The 16,094-nt window shown below is 31.3% G+C and carries 15 protein-coding genes, 1 tRNA gene and 1 pseudogene; 3 read left to right on the top strand and 14 right to left on the bottom strand.

All coding sequences use genetic code 11. From position 1 onward, the window contains the following. Window positions 1-105: 105 nt before the first annotated feature. From D7D81_RS03050 to D7D81_RS03020, 8 genes are all read right to left on the bottom strand, one after another. Window positions 106-1,899 carry an ASKHA domain-containing protein gene (locus D7D81_RS03050; protein WP_125987195.1) on the bottom strand — a complete coding sequence of 598 codons (1,794 nt, stop codon included), beginning with the start codon at window positions 1,897-1,899 and terminating at the stop codon, window positions 106-108. Between the two features lie 74 nt (window positions 1,900-1,973). Further along, window positions 1,974-2,114: a hypothetical protein gene (locus D7D81_RS19410; protein ID WP_164522095.1), complete on the bottom strand. Its 141-nt coding sequence runs from the start codon at window positions 2,112-2,114 to the stop codon at window positions 1,974-1,976. Between the two features lie 161 nt (window positions 2,115-2,275). After that, window positions 2,276-3,625 carry a BamA/TamA family outer membrane protein gene (locus D7D81_RS03045; RefSeq protein ID WP_125987193.1) on the bottom strand — a complete coding sequence of 450 codons (1,350 nt, stop codon included), beginning with the start codon at window positions 3,623-3,625 and terminating at the stop codon, window positions 2,276-2,278. A gap of 1,184 nt (window positions 3,626-4,809) precedes the next feature. Next, window positions 4,810-5,241 carry a hypothetical protein gene (locus D7D81_RS03040; protein ID WP_125987191.1) on the bottom strand — a complete coding sequence of 144 codons (432 nt, stop codon included), beginning with the start codon at window positions 5,239-5,241 and terminating at the stop codon, window positions 4,810-4,812. A 406-nt stretch (window positions 5,242-5,647) separates the two neighbouring features. Next, on the bottom strand, window positions 5,648-5,788 hold the full coding sequence (locus tag D7D81_RS03035) for an aspartyl-phosphate phosphatase Spo0E family protein (RefSeq protein WP_125987190.1): 141 nt from the start codon (window positions 5,786-5,788) through the stop codon (window positions 5,648-5,650). Window positions 5,789-6,152: 364 nt separating this feature from the next. Beyond that, window positions 6,153-6,344, bottom strand: coding sequence for a GNAT family N-acetyltransferase (locus tag D7D81_RS03030; RefSeq protein WP_205739324.1), 192 nt, complete (start codon window positions 6,342-6,344; stop codon window positions 6,153-6,155). A gap of 29 nt (window positions 6,345-6,373) precedes the next feature. Continuing rightward, a complete protein-coding gene (locus tag D7D81_RS03025; protein ID WP_125987186.1) occupies window positions 6,374-6,763 on the bottom strand; it encodes a tetratricopeptide repeat protein in 390 nt (129 codons plus the stop codon). A 383-nt stretch (window positions 6,764-7,146) separates the two neighbouring features. Next, window positions 7,147-8,079 (bottom strand): ketopantoate reductase family protein, encoded by a 933-nt coding sequence (locus D7D81_RS03020; RefSeq protein WP_125987184.1) that lies wholly within the window; start codon window positions 8,077-8,079, stop codon window positions 7,147-7,149. A gap of 1,196 nt (window positions 8,080-9,275) precedes the next feature. Between D7D81_RS03020 and D7D81_RS03015 the strand changes: the two genes are divergently transcribed. From D7D81_RS03015 to D7D81_RS03005, 3 genes and pseudogenes are all read left to right on the top strand, one after another. Further along, the gene (locus D7D81_RS03015; protein ID WP_125987182.1) at window positions 9,276-9,791 is read left to right on the top strand and encodes a hypothetical protein; all 516 of its coding nucleotides are present in this window, start codon (window positions 9,276-9,278) and stop codon (window positions 9,789-9,791) included. A gap of 195 nt (window positions 9,792-9,986) precedes the next feature. Next, window positions 9,987-10,247: a hypothetical protein gene (locus tag D7D81_RS03010; RefSeq protein WP_125987180.1), complete on the top strand. Its 261-nt coding sequence runs from the start codon at window positions 9,987-9,989 to the stop codon at window positions 10,245-10,247. A gap of 99 nt (window positions 10,248-10,346) precedes the next feature. Further along, window positions 10,347-10,526 (top strand): annotated as a pseudogene (locus D7D81_RS03005) (tyrosine-type recombinase/integrase); the annotation flags it as partial. A 96-nt stretch (window positions 10,527-10,622) separates the two neighbouring features. On the opposite strand, the gene D7D81_RS03000 reads toward D7D81_RS03005, so the two are convergent. From D7D81_RS03000 to D7D81_RS02975, 6 genes are all read right to left on the bottom strand, one after another. After that, a tRNA-Ser gene (locus D7D81_RS03000) sits at window positions 10,623-10,710 on the bottom strand. A gap of 74 nt (window positions 10,711-10,784) precedes the next feature. Beyond that, window positions 10,785-11,633 (bottom strand): carbohydrate ABC transporter permease, encoded by an 849-nt coding sequence (locus D7D81_RS02995; protein ID WP_205739323.1) that lies wholly within the window; start codon window positions 11,631-11,633, stop codon window positions 10,785-10,787. Beyond that, window positions 11,634-12,518 (bottom strand): carbohydrate ABC transporter permease, encoded by an 885-nt coding sequence (locus D7D81_RS02990; RefSeq protein ID WP_125987178.1) that lies wholly within the window; start codon window positions 12,516-12,518, stop codon window positions 11,634-11,636. It lies immediately after the preceding gene. Window positions 12,519-12,619: 101 nt separating this feature from the next. After that, complete coding sequence (locus D7D81_RS02985) at window positions 12,620-13,939, bottom strand: ABC transporter substrate-binding protein (RefSeq protein ID WP_125987176.1); 1,320 nt, start codon at window positions 13,937-13,939, stop codon at window positions 12,620-12,622. Window positions 13,940-14,289: 350 nt separating this feature from the next. Further along, window positions 14,290-14,940, bottom strand: a complete 651-nt coding sequence (locus D7D81_RS02980) for an HAD family hydrolase (protein WP_125987174.1) — start codon at window positions 14,938-14,940, stop codon at window positions 14,290-14,292. A 150-nt stretch (window positions 14,941-15,090) separates the two neighbouring features. Then, window positions 15,091-16,062: an SIS domain-containing protein gene (locus D7D81_RS02975; protein ID WP_125987172.1), complete on the bottom strand. Its 972-nt coding sequence runs from the start codon at window positions 16,060-16,062 to the stop codon at window positions 15,091-15,093. Window positions 16,063-16,094 lie beyond the last annotated feature (32 nt).

The following is a 16,094-nucleotide window of genomic DNA, read 5'->3' as shown; positions in this document are numbered from 1 at the left end:
CATTTAATTCTTTCTATCATCCTGATTACTAAGTCAGTTCTTTTTTAATGCCTAATATCTATTGTAAAATAAATTCTTTATTATTTCAGACATTATTTCCCTCCCTTAAAATTCCATTGATTTCATAAACTCTTCCTGGAAGTCCTTACGAAGTGAAAGTTCCAGATACTCTATTCTTGCCAGTAGAGATGTCGTTTTCTCTCGCTGTGTTTTATCCAGCAGATAATTTCTGGCTCCCAATCCAGCACCATTACCAATCTTAATAATCTTATCTTCCATGTCCTTCGGTAAAAGGCCTATTTTACAAGCACTGCTTGGCTTAATAAAACTCCCAAACCCACCAGCCAGATATATCTTCTCAATATCCTGATATAATATACCAGCTTCTTTAAGAAGGATATTAATTCCAGCTGCAATTGCCCCCTTGGCCAGCTGTAATTCCCTGACATCCTTTTGAGTCAACAATATAGGCCTATTGATAGCAGTTGAATCAACTTCAACTATTTCCAGAGCCTTCATTCCTTGGTAAGTCTTTATTTTATTCAAGATATTCTCAGCAGGGTTCTCATTAAACATACCTGTTCCTGTCAAAATATCGTTTTTTATCATCTCCGCCACCAGGTCAATTAAACCTGAACCACAGATACCAACAGGTGGTTCGGTGGCAATAGTCTCATAGCTGAATTCCCCACCCTCTGTGATAGCAAAACTGGAAATAGCCCCAGGAACCCCTGCAGTACCAAAGGTAATATTGGCACCCTCAAATGCTGAACCAGCCGCAGCTGAGCAGGCTAAGAGCTGTCGCTTATTGCCGAGTACAATCTCCCCATTTGTGCCTATATCAATTAGTAAATTCCATTGTTCACTACTAAAATCTGTCACCAACAGGTCAGCAATAATATCTGACCCAACATAAGAAGATACAGCAGGTAAAACCTGAACAATTCCCCGGCGATTAATCTCTAAGCCTATTTCAAATGGGGATATCTCCAATGAATTTGTAAAAATAGGTCTGTAGGGCGCCCTGGCCAGGCTTGCAGGATTAATCCCCAGTAATAAATGACTCATAACTGTATTACCAACTACTGTCATCAAATATATATCACTGCTCTCTAGTCTATTGTGAGAACACAAATCTTTGATACCCTGATTTAAACCTGTAATTAAAACACCCTGCATCTCTTTAAGCTTTTCGTTATCACTCTGGACATAATTAATCCTTGAGATTACATCTGCCCCATACCTTTTTTGCGGATTATGGAAAGAAGCTACATCAAGCCCTTCACCGGTTAAGATATTTATTAAATAGACGGCTACAGTAGTAGTCCCAATATCAACAGCCAGTCCAAAGACTTTTTTAATCGACCCTTTATTAAGTGAGATGATTTTATTGCGGTATTTTAATAGTGATACTTCTTTTTCCTCTGCAATTTCAGGTATTTCTTTTAATAGAGCAAGGTCGATATTATCAGTAGAAGTCTCTCTATAAAGTATGTCCAGGTGACTGAGAGTGTTTTCTTCATCACTCTCATAATCTAACAGTTTATGAACTTTTAATGGGGGATTAAAGTCTATCTTAAACTCCACGCCTTCAGTAACAATCTCTAACTTACCTTCTTCTAGTAACTCTATTTCCAGATCATCTATTATTGTAAGAGCACAGGCCAGTCGATACCCCATCCTTATTTCATCTTCTGTTAATAGCTTTAACTTAGGACCTGTTAGCTTATCTCTTCCCTCTTTAACCTTCACCTTGCATTTACCACAGGTTCTATTCCCTCCACATGGTGAGGTTACATTAATATTATTTTCCCTAAGTAAATGCAGTAAATTAACACCTTTATCTGTCTCTAAAACAATCTTCTTAGCACTTGTTTGAACTGTTACTTTCTTTTTCATTATTAAAAACCTACTTCCCAGGAAATAGAATCAATGAAAATACCTGAATTATCTCTTATGATACCTTTTTTTAGCTACTGCAGCAGCGGATGCAGCATCTTTGGAATAAGCATCTGCACCAATCTCTTTACCTTTACAACCCGACAGGCAATATTTGTTGAATGACTGTAAACGTTAAGAATATCTTTCATTTCATCAATATATTTCTTCATCATCTACACCTACTAACATAACTTTTTATATTAATAAGTTAATAACACTTATATTTATCATAATTATAACATAGTTTCTTATACATTAAAAAAGAGTCCATCATTTCTAGATAGACCCTAATCAGCAACAAAACTTACTCTATTATATCAATCCCCAAAACCCCTTAAAAAGAATGTCCCATATTCATTCTAACCTGGCTTCCTTCTTTAGAAAAACCAATATCGCCGCGAATAATTACACCACCAAGGAAATTATATCTGAGACCTAATCCATAACAATAATGCATATCTTCAGTAAATAATTCAGTATTAAACTCATCACTTACCCGACCTGCTGAAGCAAATACTGTCCCCTGTAAATTAGATAATAAATATTCCATTGGAAATCTAAGTTCTACCTGGTACAAAGAAGAATTTTTATCATAAAATCTATTATAATAATAACCCCTCATGCTATTTAAATCACCTAACGAAGCCATATCAAAATAAGGGGCACAGGTATAAGCTTCAGCATCTAGATCACCAGTATAAAGTTTTTTCAAAGCAGTTCTATCCTTATCAAGTCTATCCTCTCCTGAAATACTTTCCGTTCTAAACCTTAAAGCCAGAGTAGAATTAGTAAAAACAGGTAGATATTTACGAATATCAAAAGTTAATTTAGTATAATCCCAATTATTATTAGCATCATGACTTAGTAAATTTAAGCTCTTTTTAACCTTAGTAATAATCTTATGCCCCTCTCGGGGATTATTTGTATCATCAACATATTCCTCTTCCCAGGCTAATGAGAGTGCATCAGCTTTATATTCATAACTTCTCATTTCACTATCTAAAATCTGATATGTATATTCAGTAATGATTGAATGATGTTTATCAAGCAGATAGGCTAAATTAACTGCTGCTTTACCCTGCCAGCCCGCAGAACTTTGATAACCGTTTAATCTATCTTTATTTTCTGCTAAAGCAACAGCAATTTCAGCCTCCTCAGCAGTTAATTGACTTTTAGACTCTTTCCCTTTAAGAACTCTAACAATAACATCCTGTCTTTCTTGATCCAAATTTACAAATTTACTTAATGCAGCTACAGCTTCTTCAGGGATTTCTTGATCAGGAGTATCATTACCAATCCCTCCGGCTTCAAGCTCTGTATATTTAACAAAAATTAAATCTCCGCCTAATCTCCATTTATCAGATAGGGGATAATTTCTAAGTTGATTATAAGAAACAATAATATCAGTTGTAAGTGATACTATATTTGCTGAATAAAATTTAGTGTTCTTATCAAACAAATCAAAATCATATATAAATTCACCTACCATTAACCCTCCTTCACTAACATAACCAGCAAATGGAATCTTCCCAGAATTTCCTTTCATTTTCGGACCAACAATGTCTTGGATAATACCCATAAAATTTTTAGCTGCATTGACATTAGAAGTAAAAACTAAAATCATTAATATAAAAATAAGCATTAATTTGAAAATATTCTTTTTAATAATCCACATTATCATCATTATTCCCTTCTAAAATTAGAATCTCATCTTTATTCTTTAACTGAATTTAACTAAAAAAAGCTTTATACTTAAAGCTATATTTGTTTTACATGTTTTTGTAAATTTATTAATTATCTCTCCTGTCCCAACTCCTTTTTGTATTTAGTATTGAATTTCTGGCACCCTACTTGGCAGAAACAGCATTTTGGAATAAGCATCTACACCAGAGCTGCCCTGACAAGTAAAACCATAAGTTCTATGGTTTTGGACCTAATAATATATCAAAATAATTACCATTATTGAAGTAGATATGTCCCAACAATTAATTTATTAATATAACTTTTTATATTAATAAATCAATAGAATCCATTTTACTCCCTTTTATTATAACATAATTCTCTAAACAGTAAAAAAAATCCCGCCATTCCGGCGTGTTTATTGAAACTATATAATTCTATTCCTATTAACTGGGTTTCACTATATTTCAAACTGTCCTGATGCAAGTTGAGTTGAGTTTTTGGTATTTTAAGTCAAGAATTAATTTTAAAACCTACTAATCATTTTGAACTTTTTTTGTAATAAGGTTAAGATCATAATCATAGCGAATAAAACAACAGCAATTGCTGCGCCATATCCCAATACCTAAAAGGTAGCTATTGTCTCAGTTCTATGCTGTGGACCTCCAGAAGTCATAACATAAGCTGGAACAAATACTTTATAAGTCCTTATAACTCTAAGATAATAAACATATTTAAAGGAGAATTTATAGATTCTTAATAACATAAATGAAATTCTCAAGGCTAAAATTCTAAAAAACTGGCTTTTGGTTAGTTGCTTGCCGAATCCAAGTTGTACTAGTCAATTCTTCTGCCCACATCAATTTTAATCTAATTCTAATTTTATTTTAACCGTAATTTAATCTTAGTACTATATAATATAAGTAACCCGTTAAGGGATCACATAGATATTTTCTCCTTCCTTGCCAACCTTCTGGTTGGCTTTTTCTTTATACGAAAAATATAATGGTAACCTTATTCATTCTTTTATTTTTTCCATATTTCCAATACTCTTCCTATAAAATAAAAAAACTCCACACAGAGCAAATAAAATACTACCCTAAAGTGCGGTTAAATCGATTCCTATTCAACTTTAGAAATTACTAATTTGAAATATAATTTAATTCACCTAGCTATGTATTTTATTTATCATTCTTCATTATAAGCTGAAACAAGGTTCCTTGTCATTTCCAATGTGACAGGAGCTCCTCCCACTCCAAAATTATTTTTTTGTAATGGAATTATCATACACCATATATTTCTTCCATTCTGAGATTTGATTTTATCATTAATTGAAATTAATGCATTAGTAATATCTGAAAATAATTTTTTCTTGCTTTTATCATTAAATGCATTTGAAAATGCATATATTTTCACTAATATTTTATCTTGCTTGCTCCTTTCTCCACCAACATATAGGCAGCCAAATTCTTTGATATCTAGCAAAGCAATAGATCTTGATATCGGATTATCTATAAGGCCTTCTGAATCCAATAGAATTTTAGTCATCTTCTTTACTAGAACAGTTTTTTCCTCATCAGTAATAAAATTTTTAGTTACTAAAATTTCTGCATACGGCATTGTTTCCACTCTCCTATTTTTTTGCATTTAATTATATTTCGCGATACAGCATTATTTTCCTGCAAAAATACCCAGAATATTATTTTATAAAAAACCATCCCTAATGAGACTCTTCTTCAGTATTCCTTTTATCAAAAAACCCATGTTTTTAAACCAAGTAACCTTTTTCAGATTGTTTTTTATTTGTTTTATCAGCGTCATGGACTCTTCTTTTGGATTTGTACACTATCACCACCTCAATTTTAATCTAATTCTAATTTCATTTTAACCATAATTTAATCTTAACGCTATATAATATAAGTAACCCGTTAAGGGATCACATAGATTTTTCAACATTATTTACTACCTCTTTCGTAGGCCAACCATTTGGTTGGCCATTTTTTTATGCATTAAAAAAGAGCAGCTATTAATTTTTTTCTCTATCTAGAAGTTTTTCATACTCATTTAATAGTTTATCTAACTCCTGACTCTTCATTATTACATTCTCATCTTGCATTCCTTTTTCTTTAACTAATTTATGCAGTTCTTTGCGTAAATCTTGTATCATAGCAATTATTTTTTTCTTTTCTATATTTATCACCTCTAACTATAATATCTTCAGTTAGAGATTTTTTTATTCTCTGTAATATATATATACCATTTTTTTTGCTGCAATTTATATCGTTATGATTATAATATGGTTCCCATAATGCTTAGGTCATTATCAATTAAGTTACTCTAGATATTTATTCACATTTTATTCCGATTCTTCAAGAAGGGGCTAGAAAAGAATTTGAAAATTATCTTTCAGAAGGAAATTTTGAAAAAGATAATGAATATAAAAAATCCCGCCTCGCGACGAGTTTATCAAAACTTTATAATCCCTGTCCATTAATGGCGGACGGACTAGGACTCAAACAAACACCCTTTGTTTAAATAGTAAGATAAGTAATAAACATAGGTGTTTCACCTTCACCTATTTCAAAACCACATCTCTTATAAAATCCTATTTCGTCATCATAAGCAATTAAAACTTTGCATGCACAATCTTGATATTTTTTTATCATCAAATTAACTAATTCTTTCCCAATTCCTTTGCCTTGATATTCTGGTCTAACTAACAAGTAATGAATGTAATGCAATTTTCATATCATTAACCCTCCAAACATTTAAACAAATTAACTGCTTTTTCATTTTCTTTAAGATATAAATATGCTATCCCCTTACTTAAGTAAAAAGTTGCTTCATGTTCACCTAACTTCAATGCTTCATCATAACAAAAAATTGCTTCATTAAATTTGTGTAGCTTAATGTATATTTCCCCTTTCAATTTATAGATAGCAGGTATTTTATTATTTATATCCAAAGCCAAATCTATAAATGATAAGGCTTTTTCGTATTCTCGAAGTTTGTACTTAATGTTACTTTTATCATAATAATACTGCCATGTTTCCTCATCTTCTACTGCAAAAACAATTACAGTATTTGTCATAAATAATATGACTAATACTATTAAAAGCATTTTCCTCTTATATAATCTCATAAATTACCCCACCTTTATATTTATCATATTTTCATTAAACTCTATTTTAATTTATTTTTTTCATAATCATCTTCACTTCGCTAATTTCATCATAGAAAACATTCTTTTTCAGTACCACTCTTCTTCTTCGTTATCAATAGAATCAATAATCACTAAATCTTAACCACATCACCCTATATAAAAAAGAAAAATTATAAACAATTATTTACAAGCAAACTTTAACCCAATTTTAATATTAATTTAACTCTATATTAATACTTATAATGTATACTATAAATAACTCATTAAGAGAAAACATAAACTAGCAGACTATTTTTTCATGTTTCCTTCGGTTGGCTTCTTTATTTTTATATAAGGTTCCATAATAATAAATCTTTTGCACTCTAAGTATATTTTTTTATCTCATCCATTTGCTCTAAGACTTTAATCATATCATAAAGCATCTTATTTACTGGAGTATTTACTCCATGCTCTAATCCAAGCTTATAAATAGTCCCAGCAAACATATCCACTTCTGTTTTCCTACCTGCCTCTATGTCTTGGCACATGGATGTTTTCCCATTAGGTGATAGTTCCATCATTATATCAATAAATTCATCTATATCTTTAATTTCAAGATTAATTCCTATTTTCTTAGATATTTCTATCACTTCTTCCATAGAGTTTTTAATCAAACCCAAAGCTTTATTTGATTTTTGAAAAACCCCATAGGGGGCTCTCAATACTGCTGAAACCTGATTAATACCAACATTGACCATAAATTTCCACCATAATGAACGCATTATATTCTCTGGTATTTCATATGGAATTTCAGCCTTATCAAACAACTCCTCAACAGCTAGTACATTTTCTGAATATGTATTATCCTTTTCACCAAAAACTATTTTCCCAATATTAGAAAATTTAATATTTGTACCTTCCCTAACTGCATCTATTGCAACACACATGGCATAGAGCATTTTTCTCATACCGTATTCATTACCTAGTATTTCTTCGCTTGAAATACCATTTAATAGAGATAAGATTATGGTATTAGGCCCCACATGTTTTCTCATATCTTCTATGGTGTGCTTTAAATGATGATATTTTACTGAAACCAGTATGAGATCAGCTGGCTCAATATCTTCCTCTGGTGATATGAAATCAAAATTGTATTTTTTACCATTGACATCAAAACCCTGTTTACTATATCTTTCTATTCTATCTTTACTTGCTATTACTTTAAGTGATATTGACTCTACTTCATTTAGTTTACTGCCATAGGCCGCTCCAATGGCTCCAAGTCCTATTAGTGATACTTTCTTTATTTTCATCATATACCTCCTCATATAATATACTTAATCCTAAATCCCACGTCAAATTAATTTCACCTTCAATTTGACTTTAACTTATGAATAATTCAGGTAACATCTCCTATATTGTAACATTTTCACCACCACCTTGCCATAGATCTTCTTATGATTTATAAATTTTCACATATTAAGCAGACTCTTCAAAACTTCTACAGAACCGTCAGCAAATATTCAATTGTACTTCTTAGGGTAAACATTTTTCATACACCACCTTATATGGATAATTGTATTAATTAATCACGTATGGCTGTCTTAATTATTTTAGCTGCAACAAAAATATATTTTAAGCGATATGTATCTATTAAACCAAAAATACATCTCTCATAATCTTCATCTATCATGAATAAACACTCCTGCAAATCGACAAGAATTCACAAAAGCAATTTGAACCCCCCCACCCAGAGCAACTTAATGCTCCAAGTGCAGTTAAATATGTTTTAGATGCTATAAAAGGAACTTTTTCCCATGACTTTGATTCCTCATTGATTTTAATCTAATTCTAATCTCACTCTAACTTTATTTTAATCTTAGTACTATATAATATAAGTATCCCATTAAGGAATTACATAGAATTTTTCATTTAGATTAATCCTCCTAATTAGCAATTAGCCAGCCATTTGGTTGGCTAATTTCATATTCCCCTTTCTTTATAATAAAAACACCAGATTATACTAATTCAGTGTTTTAAAAATTTAACCTAATTTTAAAACCAATTTAACTTTATCTTAATCTTAATACTATATACTATAGACAACCCACTAAGAGATAACATAAATTAAATACTTTTTTTCAATTTTTGTCCTCCTTTTTTGACAGCCGTTAGGTTGGTTTTTTTGTATCATGTATAATAACAGAATCGTATTAATTTTGAGTTGCTATTTGCAGAGAATGATAAAAAATCATATAATAGATATACAAATGTAGCACAAAATACTAAAATAAAAGGAGCAGCAGATGAATAAATTTAAAGTGTTTTTTTAATAATTATATTAACTGCAGCAATTTTTATGGTACATAACGCTAAAGCTGAAGATTCAATTAATTTTTTGCTAAAGATATTTAATATTGAACAGAAAGAAGCTGATTATTTTGTTAAACTAGATCTATCCAATGAAGATCTGGGACTTATTTTTTATCTTTACTCTAATTCTGATAGACCAATGACAAGAAATGATCTTCAATATATTGAAAAATACAAGAATAATATACGATACCTTTCTCTTTATTTTGGTATGCCTCCTATAATGTTTGAGGATGGGATAATAAAATTACATCACCCCAGCCGCAAAAGACTTTTCCCCCCAATATCCGCTAAAAAGTATGAAAAAAGAAACAAAACAAAGCATGGAGAAGAAAAAATTGAGGTAAAGGGAAATAAATATGAATATAAATATATTAATAAGAGACATCATATTGTAGAAAATATTGAAATTAAAAAGAACAAATATGATTATTATTACAAAGATTCCAATATAATAGAAAAATTATCTGTTAAATACCCCAATTACAAATACCAATACTACTATAAAAATTTTAATACAGGTGAAGAAATTAGAAAACAAGGACGAGGTAAAGCACTAGATCCTAAATTATTATACAGAGAATTAAAAGAAGAAAAACAGAATGACCCAAGTTTTATATTTAACTTAAAGATTAATATCAATTTAAAAAAATAATCAAAAAAGAGCAGCTGTAATAGCTACTCTATTATTCTACCCCCTGGTTGCCATCAGGGGGCAATTTATTTTGAAGGAGGATTCACATATACTTCTATTAATGACAGTATAACACACATTTTGGCCATATGGACCTTTTTTGACGCAAAGAAAAGAAAGAATAATCTATGGGCTTAGCCTCTTTCAACATTAACCATGTATGCAAAAAATCTTACAAAAGACAATATATTAAAAGAAATAAAAAATATTATATCTATTCAGAACCCAGAAAAAAGATTGGAAGCTTACGACCTATTAGCAATGAAATTAGGATTTAATCTAACAAAATCTAATGACAAAAATAGATCAGTTACCCAATTCGAAGGAAATAACATGAAAAATACAAGACCATTTAAAGTTAATGGCCCTTGGGAAATAACACTCAGCCGGGGGAAATCTTCTAGACATAGCAGCTAATCAAAATCAGACATGGGAGATAGCTATACCTGGTATTTTGTATGCCTGATGGCCGCAAAGTAAAACCCAGGACAGCATATAATCGCTATACTAATTATCTTTAAAAAGGCTGGTTTATCACAATTCAATTTAAAATCACTAAGAAATACACATGCTACTTTTCTCCTCCAGGCTGGAGTACATTCTAAAATAGTCCAGAAGCGCTTAGGTCATTCATCAATTAAAGTTACTCTAGATATTTATTCACATGTTTTCCAATTCTTCAAAAAAGGGCTGTAAAATAATTTGAAAAAAATAACGGGGAAAAGCCGGGGATATAAAAAATCCCGCCTTCCCGGCGGGCTTATCAAAACTCTATAATCCTTGTCATATTAATGGCGGAGGGACTGGGACTCGAACCCAGACACCTTTCGGCTTCACCGGATTTCAAGTCCGGCTCCTTAGCCAATTCGGACATCCCTCCGTATAGCACGTTATAAATTTTACTATATAAACCCTGCTTTGTCAAGAGCTAATCAGAGTTTACCATTAATTTATTTATTTCTCATTACCAAGGGAAAAACCCTGTATTATCTGTTGCTGCAGAATAATAAATAAAATCAAGGGAGGCAATAGTGCTAAAACAGCCCCAGCCATAACTATTCCCCAATCAGTACCCTGGTCAGCGGTGCCTATTAAAGAATTTAATCCAACCTGAATAACATTCTTACCATTCGTGCTGATAATAATCAAAGGCCAGAGGTATTGGTTCCAGACATATACTATCTCAATGACAGCCAGTGCTCCAATTACATTAAGAGACATTGGTATTAAAATTTGCAGTAAAAAACGTATTGGACCAGCTCCATCAACCTTTGCCGCATCAACTAAATTACTGGGAAACGACTTAAAGAATTGCCTGAATAAAAATGTTCCTGTGGCACTGGCCAAAAAAGGAACAATCAAGGCATAAAAGGTATCTCCCCAGTGTAATTGTTTCATAAGATCAAAAAGAGGAACAATTCGAACAGGTATAGGTAACATCAAAGTAATTAAAACAAAGATAAAAATCAAATTTTTAGCAGAAAAACCATAAAACACAAAGGCAAAAGCAGCCAGGATAGATAAAATAATCTTACCCACTGTTATTACCAAAGCAATAAAACCAGTATTTAAAATATATTGTTTTAAATTATAGTCATTCCACACAGTAAAGTAATTTTCCAGTAAAGCGCTACCAATTGTCATTTTAGGGGGATATGTAAAAATCTCAGTAATAGTCTGGGTACTCTTAATTAAAGCAAATATCAAGGGAAAAGCAATTATTAATAGTAAAATTAACAAAATTAAATGATGTAGACAATAATTAACTAGTTTTTTGAAACGGTATCCGAGCACTTTAAACACCTAACCTCCATAATGTATTTTCTTATCAGACCATTTAAATTGGACAATTGTAAATATCATAACTAAAAAAAACAAAATAATAGATTGGGCAGCAGCTACACCTGATTTTAAATTTTTAAAGGCATCTGTATAAAGATTATAAATCATAATATTAGTAGCATTAACTGGCCCACCTTTAGTAAGGGTCTCTATAATACCAAAAGTATCAAAAAAAGAATAGATCAAATTAGTAATTACTAAAAATAAAGTAGTTGGTTTTAAAAAAGAAAAGGTAATATAGAAAAATCTCTGAACATTATTAGCACCATCTACAGCAGCAGCTTCCATAACCCCATCCGGTATATTTTGTAAAGATGCCAAATAGAAAACAATATTATATCCTAGGTTTTTCCAGATAGCTGCCCCAATAACCATTACTAAAGCTAATTTACTATTTGATACCCAGTCCGGGCTAATTCCCCATAGTGTTTCAGTAATATAATTTACTATACCGGCAGTAGGATTAAACATAAATAACAAGATTACTCCAGCAACCGCTGGTGATAAAGCATACGGCCAGATAAAACCTAAACGGTAAATTTGAGTACCTGGTATATCTCTATTCAATAAAATAGCAATAAACATCGAAACACTAATTCCAATTACAACCACTGAACCAGCAAAAATAATGCTCATCAGAATACTATCCAGATACACCCGTGAACTTAATAATTCCAAAAAATTTTCAGGGCCCACATAAATCTTCTTTATACCCAGAAAAGCTGTTTTATATAAGCTTAAAATAAATGATTGAACAGCTGGATAATATAAAAAAATAAATGATATCAGTATAGATGGTAATAATAATAGATAGGGTATGAATTTACCATTATATTTAGAATTCATCCAAATTCTCCTTTGTTTAATGAAGGAAGAATATATTTGAAACAAATATATTCTTCCTTCCCTTATTTTTATTAACTTAGGGATAGTGTCTTTATAAGCAGTTATTTAATAACCCTATTATACTCTTCCAGGGATTTCTTAATATCTTTATTAGCCTGTTCCATAATATCTTCAATACTACCATTATCATTTAAAACAGCCTCAACAGCTTTTTCAATTATGGTTCTTACTTCAGCAAACCTACCTATTAAGGCACCCTGAGTAGGTCTTACTATCTTAGTGCTCTGTAACTGCTCAAAGGCTGTTTTATAATTTGGATAATCCTCAAACCATCCTTCAAGTTTAAGTAAATCAACAGCACTCTTCCTAATCGGGAAATATCCAGTGGCTTTATGCCATCTTACCTGATTTTCTGGCAGACTCATCCATTTGACAAATTCTTTAGCAGCCTGTTCTACGGTTTCATCTTTATTTTTAAGTATCCAGAGAGAAGCACCACCAATTACTGCCCCATTTCTCTTCTGCCTTTCTGGTATCGGCATAGGTGCTGTTCCCACTTCAAACCCCTGTCCCCGGCCTTCATTACTTAAACTGGTTACACTGGAAGTAGAAGTAATCAACATAGCCGCCTGTTTAGAAACAAAATTTTGTCGTGCCTGGGACCAGTTTTCAATACCAGCATTAACCCATAAACCCTTATCATATAATTCCTTCCACCATTTAATAATCTCTAAAGATTTATCACTGCTAAGATAAGCATCATCAGCTAGACCTGCCCTACCATTTTCTTTATTAACCAGGTTTTGTCCTAAATTAGCCATCCACTCTTCATAAAACCAGGAATGCAAAGCCCAGGTAGTACCTGCTTTAGCTAGACCCTTATCAACTATAATCTGAGATGCTTCCCTTATCCCTTCAAATGTTGTCGGTGGATTTTGCGGATCAAGGCCAGCTTTAGCAAATATATCTTTATTATAATAAAGAATGGCATTAGAAGAATTAAAAGGCATAGAATATAATTTGCCATCAACCCGATAATAATTTAATACCGGGTCAAGAAAATCATCCCAGTTTACTTCACCCTCAACTAATAAATCCTCAAACGGCACAAAAATACCACTATCTACATTCTGCCTGGTACCAACCTCAAAAGACTGTATAACACTAGGAGGAGTACCCTGACGAGCAGCTGCAATAGTGGCATTCAATGTTTCACGATAACTACCCTTATATTGTACACTTACTTCAATATCAGGATGAGTATAATTAAAGTCCTCTACCATCCTTTGAATAACACCAGTAGTCCCACCACCCATAGCATGCCAGAAACTAAGTTCAATTTTTCCCGCCAGAACTGCTCCACTAAAAGTATTTACAAATAAACAACTTAATAACAAAACAAATAAAAATCTCTTCCCCATAATTATTTAACCACCTCTCAAACAATTTGTTTGAGTTTATTATATCTAAACTATATTACAATGATGTTAATAAAAGATTATTTTTTCTTTAAAATTTGCCTAATTTTAACTTTCTTAAACTATTTCGTACCAAATGCTAGAATCTTAAATTTTAACAATAATATAAGTTTCCCTCATCCTTTTTGTCTGCAGTTTTGGATGAATAACTACAACTTGCAGCATTATAGCAAGAAGACCTGCAATCTAGAAAACTATAAAATTCCTAGACATGCTCATGAAACAATTTCCAGAAAGCCGAAAATACTTCATTGATTAGTAATTCTTACATTTTTAGAACAGTTAATTTTTCATTAAAATTTTTTTATTAATTTCGGGACTTCTGTCAAATCAGTTAATTTTGCAAAAGTTAATTTTTCTATTTCGCAAGGAACTTTAACTAAGTCTGGAATTAATACTACCTTTATTTCAGCTTTGTTTGCCGCTTTTATTCCATTAATAGAATCTTCTAAAATTAAGATCTGTTCTTTTTTTACATTAAGTATTTCATAGCATTTTAGAAAAATTTCAGGACTAGGTTTACTGCATTTTACCTCATCTCCACCTATTATAAAATCAAATTTATCTTTTAATTCTGCAGATTCTAAATAAAAATTTACGGCAGATCTTTTACTTGACGATGCAACAGCAATTAAAATATCATTTTCTTTTAGAAATTTTATAGCTTCTTTTAATCCCTTTTTAATAGGAATACCACTATCTTTAATTTCTTTAATCATCATTTTATTTTTATCTTTTTTGAGTTCTTCATATGGAAAATCAGAACCAAAAACATCTTCAAAAACCTTTATTGTTGCAGATAAATCTAGACCAATCACTCGATCAAAAAAGCTGTCTTCAAAGTTATATCTATGTTTTTTTCCTAATTTTTTCCATAATTTTTTTGACATATTTTCTGTATCAAACATAAGTCCGTCCATATCAAATATTACGGCTTTAATCATATATTACATCCTTCCTAAAAATTAATTTTTTTTATATCTAAAAAAATAAGGAGTATCTATAGTGATTAAATAATAAAAAACTTTATAACCATAGTTAATCGACTATAGCAACTCCTTATTATATATGAATAACACTTTATAATTCAAGTTCTAATATTCTAACTTCCACATATACCTTCTTTTAGTTAAAGGATGATTTCTGGCTTCTGCTAATTGTTGTGCATATACCCTCATAACTGCAGTTAATAACATTGGATTAAAATAGTCAATAACCTCTTTTGATATTTCAGAAGACAAACCAAAGTCTTTTGCATCTAAAACTGTTACCTTGGCACCAAACCTTTGCAAAAATGTTAAAGCTCTACTATCTATGGGACGAGTTTTGCCTTCATTCATAAAAAGTACAAAAGGAACACCTTCCTCAACTATTTCAAAAGGCCCATGAAAAAATTCTCCTGCATGAAAATTACCTGAATTAATCCACTGCATTTCCATAAATAAACAAATAGAAGTGGCATAAGCAACATTTTGAGTTGCTCCACTACTCATAAAGTAAACGACTTCTTCATCTTTATAGGTAGCTGCAAATTCCTTTGCCTGAGGTACAACACTTAGCACAGATTCTTCTATTAAATCATATATTTTATTAAAACCATTTAACATCTCCTGATATGCATCATATCCCTCAAATTGATTTAAAACTTCTACTGCTAATTGCAAGGCTATAGTCATTTTTTCTAATTTAGAGGCATAATTCTTTCCAAACCCATGAACAATTAAATAATCTGGATTTGCCTTAGCTAAGGGAGAATCCTTTTCCTTGGTTAAACTTATAACGTAAGCCCCTAATTTTTTTGCTTTAATTGTAGCTTCAACTGTTTCCGGAGTAGCGCCACCTAAAGAAGCAGTAATAATAATGGAATTTGAATTAACAGATTTTGGTGTTGCATAATTAAATTCATTTGCAGTATATGAACTAACTCTAATTTCTTTGCTATTTTCTTCTAAGAAATACTTTGCTGGATATAAATCTGCAATAGATGCCCCACAACCCACAAAAATTAAGCTTTTGATATTTGACTCTTTTTCTTTGATTTCTTTAATTATCTCTTTTGGCAACATGTAAAGCCCCCCTATTATTATAAAGATTATTT

This window comes from Halocella sp. SP3-1 (genome assembly GCF_003953885.1).
In the GTDB taxonomy this organism is placed as follows: domain Bacteria; phylum Bacillota; class Halanaerobiia; order Halanaerobiales; family DTU029; genus Iocasia; species Iocasia fonsfrigidae.
Note: the sequence above shows the minus strand (reverse complement) of the source record. Positions and strands in the feature narration are given on the sequence as shown.

What these genes read in the sequence shown, in the direction of transcription:
- D7D81_RS02980 (WP_125987174.1), bottom strand. Translation starts at nt 14,940, where the DNA reads ATGATTAAAGCCGTAATATTTGATATGGACGGACTTATGTTTGATACA.
- D7D81_RS03035 (WP_125987190.1), bottom strand. Translation starts at nt 5,788, where the DNA reads ATGATACAAGATTTACGCAAAGAACTGCATAAATTAGTTAAAGAAAAA.
- D7D81_RS02985 (WP_125987176.1), bottom strand. Translation starts at nt 13,939, where the DNA reads ATGGGGAAGAGATTTTTATTTGTTTTGTTATTAAGTTGTTTATTTGTA.
- D7D81_RS03045 (WP_125987193.1), bottom strand. Translation starts at nt 3,625, where the DNA reads ATGATGATAATGTGGATTATTAAAAAGAATATTTTCAAATTAATGCTT.
- D7D81_RS03010 (WP_125987180.1), top strand. Translation starts at nt 9,987, where the DNA reads ATGTATGCAAAAAATCTTACAAAAGACAATATATTAAAAGAAATAAAA.
- D7D81_RS19410 (WP_164522095.1), bottom strand. Translation starts at nt 2,114, where the DNA reads ATGATGAAGAAATATATTGATGAAATGAAAGATATTCTTAACGTTTAC.
- D7D81_RS03050 (WP_125987195.1), bottom strand. Translation starts at nt 1,899, where the DNA reads ATGAAAAAGAAAGTAACAGTTCAAACAAGTGCTAAGAAGATTGTTTTA.
- D7D81_RS03020 (WP_125987184.1), bottom strand. Translation starts at nt 8,079, where the DNA reads ATGATGAAAATAAAGAAAGTATCACTAATAGGACTTGGAGCCATTGGA.
- D7D81_RS02990 (WP_125987178.1), bottom strand. Translation starts at nt 12,518, where the DNA reads ATGAATTCTAAATATAATGGTAAATTCATACCCTATCTATTATTATTA.
- D7D81_RS03025 (WP_125987186.1), bottom strand. Translation starts at nt 6,763, where the DNA reads ATGAGATTATATAAGAGGAAAATGCTTTTAATAGTATTAGTCATATTA.
- D7D81_RS03015 (WP_125987182.1), top strand. Translation starts at nt 9,276, where the DNA reads ATGACAAGAAATGATCTTCAATATATTGAAAAATACAAGAATAATATA.
- D7D81_RS02975 (WP_125987172.1), bottom strand. Translation starts at nt 16,062, where the DNA reads ATGTTGCCAAAAGAGATAATTAAAGAAATCAAAGAAAAAGAGTCAAAT.
- D7D81_RS03040 (WP_125987191.1), bottom strand. Translation starts at nt 5,241, where the DNA reads ATGCCGTATGCAGAAATTTTAGTAACTAAAAATTTTATTACTGATGAG.